This is a genomic window from Kitasatospora sp. NPDC088134, from assembly GCF_044741705.1.
Lineage (GTDB): Bacteria > Actinomycetota > Actinomycetes > Streptomycetales > Streptomycetaceae > Kitasatospora.
Map to the genome: position 1 here is coordinate 14,154 of NZ_JBIUTD010000013.1, position 15,451 is coordinate 29,604.

General features: G+C 73.0%; 10 protein-coding genes. 4 read left to right on the forward strand and 6 right to left on the reverse strand.

Annotation, left to right across the window (positions count from 1 at the left end; translation table 11 throughout):
* Positions 1-6: 6 nt before the first annotated feature.
* The 6 genes from ACIOHG_RS20890 to ACIOHG_RS20915 form a co-directional block, all read right to left on the reverse strand.
* Complete coding sequence (locus ACIOHG_RS20890; protein ID WP_400952698.1) at positions 7-678, reverse strand: L-ribulose-5-phosphate 4-epimerase; 672 nt, start codon at positions 676-678, stop codon at positions 7-9.
* Between the two features lie 6 nt (positions 679-684).
* Entirely contained in the window at positions 685-2,379 is a 1,695-nt protein-coding gene (locus tag ACIOHG_RS20895) for a ribulokinase (RefSeq protein ID WP_400952701.1), read from the reverse strand.
* A 56-nt stretch (positions 2,380-2,435) separates the two neighbouring features.
* Positions 2,436-3,407: a galactofuranose ABC transporter, permease protein YjfF gene (yjfF, locus tag ACIOHG_RS20900; RefSeq protein ID WP_400952703.1), complete on the reverse strand. Its 972-nt coding sequence runs from the start codon at positions 3,405-3,407 to the stop codon at positions 2,436-2,438.
* Positions 3,404-4,486 (reverse strand): ABC transporter permease, encoded by a 1,083-nt coding sequence (locus ACIOHG_RS20905; protein ID WP_400952706.1) that lies wholly within the window; start codon positions 4,484-4,486, stop codon positions 3,404-3,406. Before ACIOHG_RS20905 ends, yjfF begins: the two co-directional genes overlap by 4 nt.
* Positions 4,487-4,503: 17 nt before the next feature.
* Positions 4,504-6,027: a sugar ABC transporter ATP-binding protein gene (locus ACIOHG_RS20910; RefSeq protein WP_400952709.1), complete on the reverse strand. Its 1,524-nt coding sequence runs from the start codon at positions 6,025-6,027 to the stop codon at positions 4,504-4,506.
* Between the two features lie 65 nt (positions 6,028-6,092).
* On the reverse strand, positions 6,093-7,076 hold the full coding sequence (locus ACIOHG_RS20915; protein ID WP_400952711.1) for an ABC transporter substrate-binding protein: 984 nt from the start codon (positions 7,074-7,076) through the stop codon (positions 6,093-6,095).
* A gap of 200 nt (positions 7,077-7,276) precedes the next feature.
* On the opposite strand from ACIOHG_RS20915, the gene ACIOHG_RS20920 reads away from it, so the two are divergent.
* The 4 genes from ACIOHG_RS20920 (at position 7,277) to ACIOHG_RS20935 (ending at position 15,371) form a co-directional block, all read left to right on the forward strand.
* Complete coding sequence (locus ACIOHG_RS20920) at positions 7,277-8,308, forward strand: LacI family DNA-binding transcriptional regulator (RefSeq protein ID WP_400952714.1); 1,032 nt, start codon at positions 7,277-7,279, stop codon at positions 8,306-8,308.
* A 133-nt stretch (positions 8,309-8,441) separates the two neighbouring features.
* On the forward strand, positions 8,442-11,153 hold the full coding sequence (locus ACIOHG_RS20925; RefSeq protein WP_400952717.1) for a beta-L-arabinofuranosidase domain-containing protein: 2,712 nt from the start codon (positions 8,442-8,444) through the stop codon (positions 11,151-11,153).
* 217 nt (positions 11,154-11,370) lie between these two features.
* Positions 11,371-13,869, forward strand: coding sequence for a glycoside hydrolase family 9 protein (locus tag ACIOHG_RS20930; RefSeq protein ID WP_400952719.1), 2,499 nt, complete (start codon positions 11,371-11,373; stop codon positions 13,867-13,869).
* A gap of 317 nt (positions 13,870-14,186) precedes the next feature.
* Positions 14,187-15,371: an endo-1,4-beta-xylanase gene (locus tag ACIOHG_RS20935; RefSeq protein ID WP_400952721.1), complete on the forward strand. Its 1,185-nt coding sequence runs from the start codon at positions 14,187-14,189 to the stop codon at positions 15,369-15,371.
* The last annotated feature ends 80 nt before the right edge of the window (positions 15,372-15,451 follow it).

Genomic DNA, 15,451 nt, shown 5'->3' on the forward strand with positions numbered 1-15,451 from the left:
TCTCCTTCACTGGGCAGCGGGGCGCTGGCCGTAGACGTTCTGGTAGCGGAAGTTGAGGCGGTCGATGTCGTCCATCGCCAGCGGCTGGGGGTCGCCGAGCAGGCGGGAGAGGTGGACGGTGCGGGCGACGTCCTCGCACATGACGGCGGCCTTGACGGCGGCGCGGGCGTCCTTGCCGATGGTGAAGACGCCGTGGTTCTTCATCAGGACGGCGGGCGAGCGGTGGCCGTCCAGGGTCTCGACGATGCCGCGGCCGATCGAGTCGTCGCCGATCAGCGCGAACGGGCCGATCGGGATCTCGGCGCCGAACTCGTCGGCCATCGCGGTCAGGACGCAGGGCACCGGCTCGCCGCGGGCGGCCCAGGCGCTGGCGTAGGTGGAGTGGGTGTGCACCACTCCCCCGACCTCGGGGCGGTGGCGGTAGACGTAGGCGTGCGCGGCGGTGTCGGAGGACGGGGCGTGCTCGCCCTCGACGACGTTGCCGTCCAGGTCGCAGACGATCATGTTCTGCGGCGTCAGCTCCTCGTAGGCGACGCCGCTGGGCTTGATGACCAGCAGGTCGGCGCCGGGGACCCGGGCGGAGACGTTGCCGGCGGTCCACACGACCAGCCGGTAGCGGACCAACTCCTGGTGCAGGTCGCAGATCTGACGGCGGATCAGGTCGAGGGTGTCACTCATGGCGGGTCATACCTCACTGGTCAGGGCGGCGTTGCGGATCGCCCGCAGGCGGTGCAGCAGCAGGTCGTCCCCGGTGCCGAACTGCTCGTGCAGCAGCCGGTATTCGGCGTACAGCGCGTCGTAGGCGTCGGCGCGGGCCGGGTCGGGCAGGTAGGCGTGGCGCTCGACCCGGCCCATCGCGGCGGCGGCGGCCCGGATGTCGGGGTGGGCGCCGGCGGCGACGGCGGCGTGGATCGCGGAGCCGAGGGCGGGGCCCTGGTCGGAGCCGGCCAGCGAGACGGGGCGGCGCAGCACGTCGGCGTGGATCTGCATCAGCAGGGCGTTCTTCTTGAGGCCGCCGGTGACGACGAACTCGGTGACGGGGACGCCGCCGCGCTCCAGGGCCTCGACGATGGTGCGGGCGCCGAAGGCGGTGGCCTCCAGCAGGGCGCGGTAGACGTCCTCGGGGGTGGTGGCGAGGGTGAGGCCGGCGATGACGCCGGACAGGTGGTGGTCGACCAGGGTGGAGCGGTTGCCGTTCAGCCAGTCGAGCGCCACCAGGCCGTGCGCGCCGACGGGTTGGGCGGCGGCCTTGCGGGTGAGCAGCTGGTGCGGGTCCTCGCCGTTGGCCTCGGCCTCGGCGAGGTAGGGGGCGGGCAGGCCCTGGCGCAGCCACCAGGCGAAGACGTCGCCGACGGCGCTCTGCCCGGCCTCGTAGCCCCAGGCGCCCTCGGCGATGCCGCCGTCGACGACGCCGCAGATCCCGGGGACGTCCGCGAGGGCCGGGCCGTTGACGACGTGGCAGGTGGAGGTGCCCATGATCGCCAGCAGCCTCCCGTTCTCGACGGCCTGCGCGGCGGGCGCGGCGACGTGCGCGTCGACGTTGCCGGCGGCGACCGCGATGCCCTCCGGCAGGCCGGTCCGGGCCGCCGCCGCGGCGCTCAGCGAGCCCGCCCGCGAGCCCAGCGGCGCCAGCGGGTGCGCCAGCCGGGTGCGGGCGAAGTCCCCGAACTGCGGGTGCAGCGCGGCCAGGTACTCCTCGGACGGATAGCTCCCGTCCTGGAAGATCCCCTTGTACCCGGCGGTGCAGGTGTTGCGGGACTCGGCGCCGGTGAGCTGCCAGACGATCCAGTCGGCGGCCTCGATCCAGCGCTCGCAGGCCGCGTAGACCTGCGGGTCCTCCTCCAGCACCTGGAGGGCCTTGGCGTACTGCCACTCGGCGGAGATCTTCCCGCCGTAGCGGGGCAGCCACTTCTCGCCGCGCTCGCGGGCCAGCGCGTTGATCCGGTCGGCCTGTCCCTGGGCGGCGTGGTGCTTCCACAGCTTCGGCCAGGCGTGCGGGCGTTCGGCCCATTCGGGCAGTTCGGCCAGCGGGGTGCCGTCGGCCCGGACGGGCAGCACGGTGCAGGCGGTGAAGTCGGTGGCGATGCCGATCACCCGGGCCGGGTCGACGCCGGCGGCGGCCAGCGCGGCGGGGACGGCGGTGTGCAGCGCCTCGCGCCAGTCCTCGGGGTGCTGGAGCGCCCAGTCCGGGGGCAGGCGGCGGCCGGTGCCGGGCAGCCGGTCCTCGATGACGGCGTGCGGGTAGGGGTGCACGGCGGTGCCGAGTTCCGCGCCGTCCCGGACCCGGACGACCACGGCGCGGCCGGAGAGGGTGCCGAAGTCGACGCCCACGACGTAGCTCTCGGTGTCCCCGTCCGGGGCGGGGGGCAGGTCGGTCACGGTGGTGTCCTTCGCGCGTAGGTGGCGGGAGTTCGGGGTTCGGTGGGGGCGGCGGGTCAGCGGCGGCGGGCGGTGATCAGGCGCTGCAGGACGATGAAGACGAACAGCAGGGCGCCGATCACGATCCGGGTCCACCAGGAGCTGAGGGTGCCCTGGAAACTGATCACGGTCTGGATCAGGCCGAGCACCAGCACGCCGAGCAGGGTGCCGAGCAGGTAGCCGGAGCCGCCGGTCAGCAAGGTGCCGCCGATGACGACGGCGGCGATCGCGTCGAGTTCCAGGCCGACCGCGTGCAGGCCGTAGCCGGACAGCATGTAGAAGGTGAGCAGGACGCCGCCGAGCGCGGAACAGAAGCCGCTGATCGCGTAGACGGTGGTCCTGGTGCGCTGCACCGGCAGGCCCATCAGCAGCGCGGACTGCTCGCTGCCGCCGAGCGCGTACACGTTGCGGCCGAGCCGGGTGTGGTGCAGGACCACGAAGCCGGCGGCGACCACCAGCAGGGCGATCAGCGCGCTCGGCGAGACGAACAGGTCGCCGAGCGGGATGCGGGTCTGCGCCATCGCGGTGTACTGCGGGTCGGTGATCGAGATCGACTCGATGCTGATGGTGTAGCACAGGCCGCGGGCCAGGAACATGCCGGCCAGGGTGACGATGAACGGCTGGATCTCGAAGACGTGGATCACCCAGCCCATCACCCAGCCGCCGGCCGTGCCCATCAGCAGGACCAGCGGGATCACCAGCAGCGGCGGCCAGCCGTGCTTCTCGACCAGCCAGGCGGAGACCATGGTGGACAGCGCCACCACCGCGCCGACCGACAGGTCGATGCCGCCGGTCAGCACGACGAAGGTCATGCCGACCGTGACGACCAGCAGGAAGGCGTTGTCGATCAGCAGGTTGAGCACGACCTGGCCGGAGAAGAAGCCGTCGTACTGCACCGAGCCGACGCCGAACATCGACACCAGCAGGACGGCGGTGACCAGCAGCGGGATCTGCCCGCGCAGGCGGGTCGTCAGGGCGTGGGCGTTCATGCGCCGACCTCCCGGTGGGTGGGGGCCGCGGCGTGCGACCGGGTGGGGCGCCGGGTGCGGGCGCGGCGCCCGGCGAGCTTGGCGCGGAAGGCGGGCGACTGGATCAGGCAGACCGCGATCACCACGAACGCCTTGAACACCAGGGTGGTCTCCGGCGGGATGCCGACGGTGTAGACGGTGGTGGACAGGGTCTGGATGATCAGCGCGCCCAGCACGGTGCCGCCGATCGAGAACCGGCCGCCGTTCAGCGAGGTCCCGCCGAGCACCACCGCGAGGATGGCGTCCAGTTCGATCCACAGGCCGGCGTTGTTGCCGTCCGCGGCCGAGACGTTGGAGGACACCATCAGGCCGGCCAGCGCCGCGCACAGCGCGCTGAACACGTAGACCAGGGCGACCAGGCGCATCGCCCGGATGCCGACCAGCCGGCTCGCCACCGGGTTGCCGCCGACGGACTCCAGCAGCAGGCCGAGCGCGGTCGAGCGGGTCAGCACGACGGCGGCGGCCACCACCGCGGCGGCCAGCAGGACGGCGAACGGCACGGTCAGCCAGTAGCCGCCGCCGATCAGCTTGAACGGGTCGCTGGTGACGGTGATGATCTGCCCGTCGGTGATCAGCTGGGCCACGCCGCGGCCGGCCACCATCAGGATCAGGGTGGCGATGATCGGCTGGACGCCGATCCTGGCCACCAGCACCCCGTTGGCGAGGCCGAGCAGCAGGGCGGTGCCGAAGGCGATGCCGACGGCGGTCAGCACGGTGGCGACGCCGCCCGGGTCCGGGGACTCGCTGATGTGCAGGCAGGCCAGCGCGCCGGCGATGGCGACGGTGGAGCCGACCGACAGGTCGATGCCGCCGGTGGCGATCACCAGGGTCATGCCGAGCGAGACCAGGATCAGCGGGGCGCCGAAGTGCAGGATGTCGATCAGCGAGCCGTAGAGGTGGCCGCCCTGCAGGTGCACCGCGAAGAAGTCGGGGGTGAAGAACAGGTTGGCGACCAGCAGCACCGCCAGCACCGCGGCCGGCCAGAAGAGGCGGTACCCGGTCACCACCTTCAACGGGTGGGCGTTCCCAGCCGTGTTCATGCGTCCGCTCCGCTCGCTCATGCGTCCGCTCCGCTCGCGATGGTGGCCATGACGCGCTCGGGGGTGAGCGCGTCGTCGTTGTCCAGCAGGGCGACCATCCGGTGGTCGCGCAGCACGCCGACCCGGTGGCTGAGCCGCAGCACCTCCTCCAGTTCGGCGGAGATGAACAGCACCGCCATGCCGTCCTCGGCGAGCCCGGCCACCAGCTTCTGGATCTCGGCCTTCGCCCCGACGTCGATGCCGCGGGTGGGCTCGTCGAGGATCAGCAGCTTCGGGTCGGTGATCAGCCAGCGGGCCAGCAGCACCTTCTGCTGGTTGCCGCCGCTGAGGTTGCGCACCAGCGCCTCCGGGTCGCCCGGGCGGATGTCCAGGGCGCGGACCCACTTCAGCGCGTACGCGTCCTGCGCGGTGCGGGAGAGCGGCCGGAGCCAGCCGCGGGCGGCCTGCAGGGCCAGCACGATGTTCTCCCGGACCGTCAGGTCGCCGACCAGGCCCTCGGTCTTGCGGTTCTCCGAGCAGAACGCGATGCCGTGGCCGATCGCGTCGCGCGGGCCGCGCAGCACCGCCTTGGCGCCGTCGATCCGCAGCGTGCCGCCGTCGCTCTGGTCGGCGCCGAACAGCAGCCGGGCCGCCTCGGTCCGTCCGGAGCCCAACAGCCCGGCCAGGCCGATGACTTCACCGGGGCGGACGGCCAGGTCGTACGGTTCGACCGCGCCGCGCCGGGTCAGGCCGTCGGCCTCCAGGAAGGCCTTCGCGGTGCTCGGGCCGGTGCGCTCGCGGCGCTTGCCGCCGCCGAGCCGGTCCAGTCCGGCGAGTTCGGAGCCGATCATCCGGGAGACCAGTCCGATCCGGTCCAGCGCGCCGATCGGGTACTCGCCCTCCAGCCGGCCGTTGCGCAGGATCGTCATCCGGTCGCAGATCTCGTAGATCTGGTCGAGGAAGTGCGAGACGAACAGGATCGCCACCCCCTGGTCGCGCAACCGCCGCATGACGGCGAACAGTTGCCGCACCTCGTCGCGGTCCAGGCTGGAGGTGGGCTCGTCCAGGATCAGCACCTTGGCGTCGACGGCGACGGCGCGGACGATGGCCACCAGTTGCTGGACGGCGATGGAGTAGGTGTTCAGCGGCGCGTTGACGTCGATGTCGAGGTCGAGTTCGCGGACCAGTTCGGCGGCCCGGCGGCGCATCGCGGCCCAGTCGATCAGGCCGAACCGGCGGGGTTCGCGCCCGATGAAGAGGTTCTCCGCGACCGACAGGTTCGGGCAGAGGTTCACCTCCTGGTAGACCGTGCTGATGCCGGCCTGCTGGGCCTGCAGCGGCCCGGCGATCCGGACCGGCTCGCCGGCCAGCAGGACCTCGCCGCCGTCCGCCCGGTACACGCCGGTGAGGACCTTGATCAGCGTGGACTTGCCGGCGCCGTTCTCCCCCATCAGGGCGTGCACCTCGCCGGGCAGGAGCCCGAAGTCGACCCCGTCCAGCGCCACCACCCCGGGGAACTCCTTGCGGAGCCCCCGCACTTCCAGGACCGGTCGCTGCCGCACCCCGGTTCTCCTCTCGTCTGTCCCGGGCCGGGCCGCCCGCGGGCGGCCCGGCCCGGCGGGGCGGTTCAGTACTGGCGGTTGGGCAGGGCCGCGGTGGCCTGCTCGGGGGTGAAGGTGCCCTCCTCGGTCTTGATCCGGCGCGGCACGCTCTCGCCGGCCTTGACCTTCTTCGCCAGGTCCATCAGCTGGTCGCCGAGCAGCGGGTTGCACTCCACGTCGTAGTTGATCTTGCCCTGGGACATCGCGGTGAAGGCGTCCTTGACGCCGTCCACGGAGACGATCCTGATGTCGGTGCCGGGCTTCTTGCCGGCCTCCTCGATCGCCTGGATCGCGCCGAGCGCCATGTCGTCGTTGTGCGCGTACAGCACGTCGATCTTCGACTGGGACTTCAGGAAGGCCTGCATGACCTCCTTGCCCTTGGCCCGGGTGAAGTCGCCGGTCTGCGAGGCGACCACCTTGAACTTCGGGTCGCCCTTGATCGCGTCGGCGAAGCCGGACTTGCGGTCGTTGGCGGGCGCGGAGCCGGTGGTGCCCTCCAGCTGGACGATGTTCACCTCGCCGCTGCCGGAGGCGTACTGCTTGACCAGCCAGTCGCCGGCCTTCTTGCCCTCCTCGACGAAGTCGGAGCCGAGGAAGGAGACGTACAGCGACTCGTCCTTGGAGTCGACCGCGCGGTCGGTGAGGATCACCGGGATGTGCGCGTCCTTGGCCTCCTTCAGGACGGTGTCCCAACCGGACTCCACCACCGGCGAGAAGGCGATCACGTCGACCTTCTGCTGGATGAAAGAGCGGATCGCCTTGATCTGGTTCTCCTGCTTCTGCTGCGCGTCGGAGAACTTCAGCTCGATGCCGGCCTTCTTCGCCGCGTCCTGGACCGACTTGGTGTTGGCGGTGCGCCAGCCGCTCTCGGCGCCGACCTGCGAGAAGCCCATGACGAGCTTGTGGCCGGAGCCCTTGTCGGCGGAGCCCGAACCGCCGCCGGAACCGCAGGCGGTGAGGGCGGCGACCATCGCACCGGCGACCAGGGCCGCCGCAACTCTCTTGGACATGGGGGGACTTCCTCTCGGAGCGGGATCGTCGATCGGGGTGGGGCACGACCCTCGAGGGAGATTGTTAGCGCTCACAATCGGAGTCAACAAGGCACCCGACAGCCCGTTACCCAATCTTGACCGGGGCGGCCGCCCCTTGCGGCGGGTTCCGGTCCGCGCCATTCTGTGAGCGCTCACAAAACGGCGAAGGGGGCGAGGACTTGGGGACCGAAACCGCCGCCCCGGAGGCGCGGCAGCCCGTGATGGCGGACGTCGCGAAACTGGCGGGGGTGTCCCACCAGACGGTGTCACGGGTCCTCAACGGCGCCCCGCACGTCCGCCCCGGCACCCGGGACCGGGTGCTCGCCGCCATCCGGGAGCTCGACTACCGCCCCAACTCGGCCGCCCGCGCCCTGGTGACCCGCCGCTCGCAGACCCTCGGCGTGGTCAGCTTCGAGTCCACCCTGTACGGGCCCGCCTCGATGCTGGACGGCATCGAGCGCGCCGCCCGCAGCGCCGGGTACTTCGTCAGCGTCGCCAGCCTGCGCTCACTGGACACCCGCTCCGTGCAGGAGGCCGTCGACCGGCTCCGCGACCAGGGCGTCGAAGGGGTGGTGGTGATCGCGCCGCAGACCTCGGCCGTCAGCGCCGTCGCCAAGGTCTCCAGCTCGGTGCCGGTGGTGGCGGTCGGCTCCGGCGCCCGCTCCAGCATCCCGACCGTCACGGTCGACAACCGCTCCGGCGCGGAGGCCGCCACCCGGCAGCTGCTCGACCTCGGCCACCGCACCGTCCACCACCTGGCGGGCCCGGCCGGCTGGCTGGAGAGCCAGGACCGCCAGGAGGGCTGGCGGCGCGCCCTGGCGGCCGCCGGCGCCCGGGTGCCGGCCGTGGCGGTCGGCGACTGGAGCTCCCGGTCCGGGTACGAGGCCGGCCAGCGGATCGCCCGGCTGGGCGACGTCACCGCCGTCTTCTGCGCCAACGACCACATGGCCCTGGGGCTGCTGCGCGCCCTGCACGAGACCGGCCGCCCGGTGCCGGGCGACATCAGCGTGGTCGGCTTCGACGACATCCCCGAGGCCGCCTACTTCATCCCGCCGCTCACCACCGTCCGGCAGGACTTCGGCGAACTCGGCCGCCGCGCCCTGGAGTTGCTGGTGGCCGAACTCGGCGGCACCGGCCACCCGGTCACCCGGGTGCAGATCACCCCCGAGATGGTGCTGCGCCGCAGCGCCGGTCCGGCGCACCGCGCCTGAGCGACGGGCGGGTCGGGGCCGGGACCGGTGCGGTCGCACCTCTGGACGGGCCCTCGCGGGCGGGGATACAAACGCCTATGTTAGCGCTAACATCCCCTCGGTCTCCGCCCCACCCGGAAGGACCAGATCCGCGATGTCGCTCTCCTCCCCGAACCGCCGCAGCCTGCTCAGGGCCACCGGCGTCCTGGCCCTCGCACCGGCCGTCGCCCTCGCCCCCGCGAACGCCGCGGACGCCGCGCCCGCGGCGGCCACCGGCTCCTCGACCCGGCCGTTCGACCTCGGCCAGGTCCGGCTGACCGCCGGCCGGCTGCGCGAGAACCAGGACCGCACGCTGGCGTACCTGCGGTTCGTCGACGTCGACCGCCTGCTGTACAACTTCCGCGCCAACCACCGCCTGTCCACCAACGCCGCCACCGCGAACGGCGGTTGGGACGCCCCGGCGTTCCCGTTCCGCACCCACGTGCAGGGGCACTTCCTCAGCGCGTGGGCCCAGGCGTACGCGGGGACGGGCGACACCGCCTGCCGGGACCGGGCCGCGTACCTGGTCGCCGAACTGGCCAAGTGCCAGGCCAACAACGGCGCGGCCGGGTTCTCCCCCGGCTACCTCTCGGGCTTCCCGGAGAGCGACTTCACCCAGTTGGAGGCCGGGACGCTCAAGAACGGCAACGTCCCGTACTACTGCGTCCACAAGACCATGGCCGGCCTGCTCGACGTGTGGCGCCTGCTGGGCAGCATCCAGGCCCGGGACGTCCTGCTGGCCCTGGCCGACTGGGTCGACCGGCGCACCGGCCGACTGACGCAGGACCGGATGCAGGCGCTGCTGGAGACCGAGTTCGGCGGCATGAACGAGGTCCTGGCCGACCTCCACCTGCACACCGGGGACGCGCGCTGGCTGACCGTCGCCCAGCGCTTCGACCACGCCGCGGTGTTCGACCCGCTGGCGGCCGGCCAGGACCGGCTGAACGGCCTGCACGCCAACACCCAGGTGCCGAAGTGGATCGGCGCCGTCCGCACGTACCTGGCCACCGGGACGGCCCGCTACCACGACATCGCCGCCAACGCCTGGAACCTCTGCACCACCGCGCACAGCTACGCCATCGGCGGGAACAGCCAGGCCGAGCACTTCCGCGCCCCGAACGCGATCGCCTCGCAGCTGACCAACGACACCTGCGAGCTGTGCAACTCGTACAACATGCTCAAACTCACCCGCGAGCTGTGGCAGTTGGACCCGGGCCGGGCCGCGTACTTCGACTTCTACGAGCGCACCCTGCTCAACCACGTGGTCGGCGCGCAGAACCCCGCCGACCCGCACGGGCACGTCACCTACTTCACCCCGCTGAAGCCCGGCGGCCGCCGGGGCGTCGGCCCGGCCTGGGGCGGCGGCACCTGGAGCACCGACTACGACTCCTTCTGGTGCTGCCAGGGCACCGGCCTGGAGTCCCACACCAAACTGGCGGACTCGGTCTACTTCCACGACGGCAGCACGCTGATCGTGAACCTGTTCGTGCCCACCGTCCTCACCTGGGCCGAACGCGGCCTCACGGTCACCCAGAGCACCTCCTACCCCGCCGAGGACACCACCACGATCAAGCTGTCCGGCAGCACCGGCGACACCTGGTCGATGCGCGTGCGCATCCCGTCCTGGACCTCCGGCGCGACCCTGAGCGTCAACGGCGCCGTGCAGAACGTCACGGCCGCGCCCGGCGGTTACGCCGTCCTCACCCGCGCCTGGGCCTCCGGGGACACGGTGACCGTCAGGCTGCCGATGCGCATCGCGCTCGCGCCCGCCAACGACGCCCCGGACGTCGCCGCGGTCAGCTACGGCCCGGTCGTGCTGTGCGGCAACTACGGCAGCACCGCCCTCGCCGCGCTCCCGGTCCTCGACCCGGCGTCGATCACCCGCAGCGGCACCGCGGGCCTCGCCTTCACCGCGACCGCCGACGGCTCCCCCGTCGGCCTCGGCCCGTTCCACGACGCGCAGGGCTTCCACTACACCGTCTACTGGAACACCGGGGGCAGCGGGTTCCGGCTGCTCAACGCGGGCAGCGGGCTCGTGCTCGGCGTGCAGGACATGTCGACCGCGGACGGCGGGCGCGCCCTGCAGTGGGCCGACAGCGGCACCGCCGACCACGACTGGGGGCTGCTGGTCGACGGCGCCGCGCTGCGGCTGCGCAACGCCAACAGCGGCAAGGTCCTGGGCGTGCAGGACATGTCCACGGCCGACGGCGCCCCCGTGCTCCAGTGGGCGGACAACGGCACCGCCGACCACCGGTGGAGCGTCGTCGGGGCGGCCGACGGCTCGCACGGGCTGCGCAATGCCAACAGCGGCAAGTTCCTCGGCACCGCCGGCGGTTCGACGGACCGGGGCGCCTTCGCCGTGCAGGTCCCGGACGCCGGTGCGGCGACCGCCCGGTGGTGGTTCCTGCCGACCGGCACCCGGCGGGTCCAGAACGTCGGCAGCGGGCTGCTGCTCGGCGTGCAGGGCATGTCGGGCGCCGACGGCGCCCTCGTGCTCCAGTGGGGCGACAACGGCACCGCGGACCACCGGTGGACCGCGGTGGTCGACTCCGGCGGCCACCTGCGGCTGCGCAACGCCAACAGCGGCAAGGTCCTCGCCGTGGAGGGCGGCGGCACGGCCAACGGCTCCCGGATCGTCCAGTGGGCCGACGACGGGGCGGCCGACCACCGCTGGCGCCTGCGGTACGGCGGCGGCGGCGCCTTCCGCATCCAGTCCGCCGTCAGCGGCCGCGTGCTCGGCGTCTCGGGGGCGTCCGCCGCCCAGGGGGCCCAGGTCGTGCTGTGGGACGACAACGGGACGTCCGACCACCTCTGGCGCTTCCTCTGACCGTTCTGACAGTGCCGTCCCTCGGGACGGGTCGCCCCCAGGCTGGCGGACCGGAACGGTCCGGCGGCCCGGGGCGCGTCCCCTGATCCTCCGTCAACCCGCTTCTGCGCACCTCCTCTTGACGTGCCCGGCGCCCGGCTGGCTTGATGGGGCCTTGGGAGCGCTCCCATGCCCTGCCTCCCGTCCCCTGCACCCCCACGCGAAGGAAGGCCCCACCATGCCTCCTGCCCTCTCCGGCCCCGGGCTGCCCCGGCGCGCGGCCGCCGCGCTGACCGGCCTGGTCCTGGCCGCCGGCGGCGTCACCGCGCTGGCCCCGGCCGCCACCGCGCTCGGCACCGCCGCCACCGGCGCCGTCGCGGCTTCCGCGAGCGCCGCCGACTTCCCCGTCCGGGTGAACCAGCTCGGCTACCTGCCGGACGGCCCCAAGCGGGCCACCGTGGTCAGCGCGGCGACCGCCCCGCTGGCCTGGCAGCTGCGCGACTCCTCCGGCGCGCAGGTCGCCGCCGGCAGCACCGTCGTGCACGGCGCCGACCCGGCGTCCGGCCAGTCGACCCACCTGGTGGACTTCGGCGGGTACACCGGCACCGGCAGCGGCTTCACCCTGGTGGTCGGCGGCTCGGCCAGCCACCCGTTCGACATCTCGGCCGCGCTGTACGACGGGCTGCGCGCGGACAGCCTGAACTTCTTCTACCAGCAGCGCAGCGGCATCGCGATCGACGCGGCGCTGGCGGGCGGCAGCGCGTACGCCCGCCCGGCCGGGCACCTGGGGGTGGCGCCGAACAAGGGCGACACCGGTGTGCCGTGCCAGGCCGGGGTGTGCGACTACCGGCTGGACGTGCGCGGCGGCTGGTACGACGCGGGCGACCAGGGCAAGTACGTGGTGAACGGCGGCATCGCCACCCGGGAGCTGGTCAACTCCTTCGAGCGGGCCCGCCGTTCGGGCGGCGACGCGGCCCTGGGCGACGCCACGCTGCGGGTGCCCGAGCGCGGCAACGGGGTGCCGGACGTGCTGGACGAGGCCCGCTGGGAGCTGGAGTTCCTGCTCCGGATGCAGGTGCCGGACGGCAAGCCGATGGCCGGCATGGCCTTCCACAAGATCCACGACGCGCAGTGGACCGCCCTCCCGACCCGGCCCGAACTCGACGACCAGCAGCGCGAGTTGCACAAGCCGTCGACCGCCGCCACGCTCAACCTGGCCGCCACCGCGGCCCAGTGCGCCCGGGTGTACGCCCCGTACGACGCCGCGTTCGCCGCCCGCTGCCTGGACGCGGCCCGCCGCGCCTGGACGGCCGCGAAGGCGAACCCGGACGTGCTGGCCCCGGCCACCGACAGCACCGGCGGCGGCGCGTACGAGGACGCCGACGTCTCCGACGAGTTCTACTGGGCGGCGGCCGAACTCCTCGCCACCACCGGCGAGTCCCAGTACCGGGACGCCGTCACCTCCTTCCCGCTGCACACCGAGCCGGCCGACGCGTTCTGGTGGGGCGGCACCGGGACGCTCGGCCGGATCACCCTGGCCACCGTGCCCGGCGTGGCGCTGCCCGCCGACGACCTGGCCCGGCTGCGCGGCCTGCTGACCTCGGCCGCCGACGGGTACCTGTCCACCATGGGCGGCCAGGGCTACGCGGTGCCGCTCGCCCCCGACGGGTACGTGTGGGGCTCCAACAGTGCGGTCGCCAACAACGCGATGGTGCTGGGCGTCGCCTACGAACTGACGGGCCAACAGCGCTACCGCACCGGGGCGTTGGAGACGATGGACTACCTGCTGGGCCGCAACGCGCTGGACCGCTCGTACGTGTCCGGCTACGGCGAGCGGGCTTCGGAGAACGAGCACCACCGGTTCTGGGCGCACCAGAACGACGCCTCGCTGCCGCACCCGCCGGCCGGCTCGTTCGCGGGCGGTCCGAACTCCGGTCTCCAGGACCCGGTCGCCCAGGCCCAGTTGGCGGGCTGCGCGCCGGCCGCCTGCTACCTGGACGACATCGGCTCGTACTCGACGAACGAGGTGGCGATCAACTGGAACGCCTCGCTGGCCTGGCTGGCGGCGTTCGCCGCCGAGCGGCGGGCGGCCCCGGCGGCGAACGCCGTGCAGGTGGCCCCGGCCGCGGTGACCGTCCCGGAGGGCGGCTCGGCGGCGGTGACGGTGAAGCTTTCGGCCGCGCCCGCCCAGGACGTGACGGTGACGGTGGTCCGCACCTCGGGCGACACCGACCTGTCCGTCACCTCCTCCCCGCTGGTCTTCACCCCCGCCAACTGGGCCACCGCGCAGCGGGTTTCGCTGTCGGCGGCGCAGGACGCGGACGCGGTGGCGGGCAGCGCGGTCTTCACCGCCGGCGGCCCGGGCGTGCAGTCGGCGACCTTCACGGCGACCGAGGCGGACGACGACGGCACCCCGCCCGCGGCGTCCTGCGCGGTGGCGTACAAGGTGGACAGCTCCTGGGGCAGCGGGTTCACCGCGACGGTGACGGTGAAGAACACCGGCACCTCGACCGTCTCCGGCTGGACGCTGGGCTGGAGCTTCGCCGGTGACCAGCGGATCACCGGCGGGTGGAACGCGACGGTGGCGCAGAGCGGCGCCGCCGTGACGGCGCGGGACGCCGGGTGGAACGGCACCCTGGCGCCGGGGGCGAGCGCGAGCTTCGGCTTCCAGGCGACGTACTCCGGCAGCAACGCGACGCCGGCCCGGTTCACCCTGAACGGGGCCGTCTGCGCCTGATCCCCGCGCCCCCGCCTCCCCCGCGCCCCTTGCCCGTCCTGCTGCCCGCCGTGCCCCTCGGGGTGCGGCGGGCGGTCGCGTTCCGGACCCGGCCGGTGGGCGGTCGCGTTCCGGGCCCGGGCGGATGGAAAGGATCGGTGCCCGGGCCGAAACCCGGGATGCCCCGGCGCGGCCGATCCGGGCAAGTCGGCCGCGCCGTCGCGGAGTTCCGCTCGTTGCACGACCATTGACCGCCGCCGTTCCCGGCCGATAGCTTCTCGATTGTTCGAAACCTCTTCGAAATTTTCGAAGTTCTTTCCCGTCCCCGAGGAGTTCCCGTGCAGCCACACCGTAGGCTCGCGGCCGTCGCCGTCGCGGCCGTCGCCCTCCTGCTCGTCCCGCCCGCGGCCGCGACGGCCGAGGGGAAGGGTGCCCCGCCGGTGCAGGCCGACTCGCTGCGCGCCCTGGGCGCGCGGCAGCACCTGGGCATCGGCACCGCCGTGGACGACGCCCACCTGGGCAGCGATCAGCCCTACACCGCCCTCGTCGCGGACCAGTTCTCGGCGGTGACGCCGGAGAACGCGATGAAGTGGGAGTCCGTGGAGCCGACCCGCGGCGGCTACGACTGGGCCGCCGCCGACCGGCTGGTGCGGTTCGCCCGGCAACACGGCCAGCAGGTCCGCGGCCACACCCTGCTGTGGCACAACCAGCTGCCGTCCTGGCTGACCACCGGCGTCGGCGACGGCAGCATCGGCAAGGAGCAGCTGCGCGAGATCCTGCACCGGCACGTCACCGACGAGGTCACGCACTTCCGCGGCCAGATCTGGCAGTGGGACGTCGCCAACGAGGTGTTCGCCAACGCCTGGGACCCGAACCCGCTGCCCAGCGGCCTGAACGGCGACGACTTCTGGATCAAGAACCTGGGCGAGGGCGTCGTCGCCGACGCCTTCCGCTGGGCCCACCAGGCCGACCCGAAGGCCCTGCTCCTCTACAACGACTACAACATCGCCGGCCAGGACGGCAGCAACGCCAAGTTCGCGGCCGTGCACGCCTTCTTCGCCGGGCTGCGCGCCCAGGGCGTGCCGGTCGACGGCATCGGCGAGCAGGGCCACCTCGACACCCAGTACGGCTTCGACGCCGAGCGCTTCCAGGCCGACCTGCAGTCCTACGCCGACCTCGGGCTGAAGGTCGCCGTCACCGAGGCCGACGTGCGGACCTTCGTCAACAACCCCACCGAGCAGCTGCCGACCAGCCAACTCGCCTCCTTCGCCCAGCCGTTCGAGTTCTCCGCGATGCTGAAGGCGTGCCAGCTGGTCGACCAGTGCCTCTCGTTCACCGCCTGGGGCGTGTACGACGGCGACTCCTGGATCCCCGGCACCTTCAGCGGGACGGGCTACGGCCTGCTGTACGACGTGGCCATGCAGCCGAAGCCCGCCTACTACGCCCTCCGACAGGACCTCGCCCTCGCTGCGGGCCCCGCCCACCACGGCGCGAACAACCAGGGCAGCGGCCCTCGCCAGTAACCGCGCCCCGGCCCGCCGACCCGCTCTGCGGGATGCCCGGCGGGCCGACTCTTTTGCCTGGCAAGTAAGTTGGGGAGAAC

What these genes read in the sequence shown, in the direction of transcription:
- ACIOHG_RS20890 (WP_400952698.1), bottom strand. Translation starts at nt 678, where the DNA reads ATGAGTGACACCCTCGACCTGATCCGCCGTCAGATCTGCGACCTGCAC.
- ACIOHG_RS20915 (WP_400952711.1), bottom strand. Translation starts at nt 7,076, where the DNA reads ATGTCCAAGAGAGTTGCGGCGGCCCTGGTCGCCGGTGCGATGGTCGCC.
- ACIOHG_RS20925 (WP_400952717.1), top strand. Translation starts at nt 8,442, where the DNA reads ATGTCGCTCTCCTCCCCGAACCGCCGCAGCCTGCTCAGGGCCACCGGC.
- yjfF (WP_400952703.1), bottom strand. Translation starts at nt 3,407, where the DNA reads ATGAACGCCCACGCCCTGACGACCCGCCTGCGCGGGCAGATCCCGCTG.
- ACIOHG_RS20930 (WP_400952719.1), top strand. Translation starts at nt 11,371, where the DNA reads ATGCCTCCTGCCCTCTCCGGCCCCGGGCTGCCCCGGCGCGCGGCCGCC.
- ACIOHG_RS20905 (WP_400952706.1), bottom strand. Translation starts at nt 4,486, where the DNA reads ATGAACACGGCTGGGAACGCCCACCCGTTGAAGGTGGTGACCGGGTAC.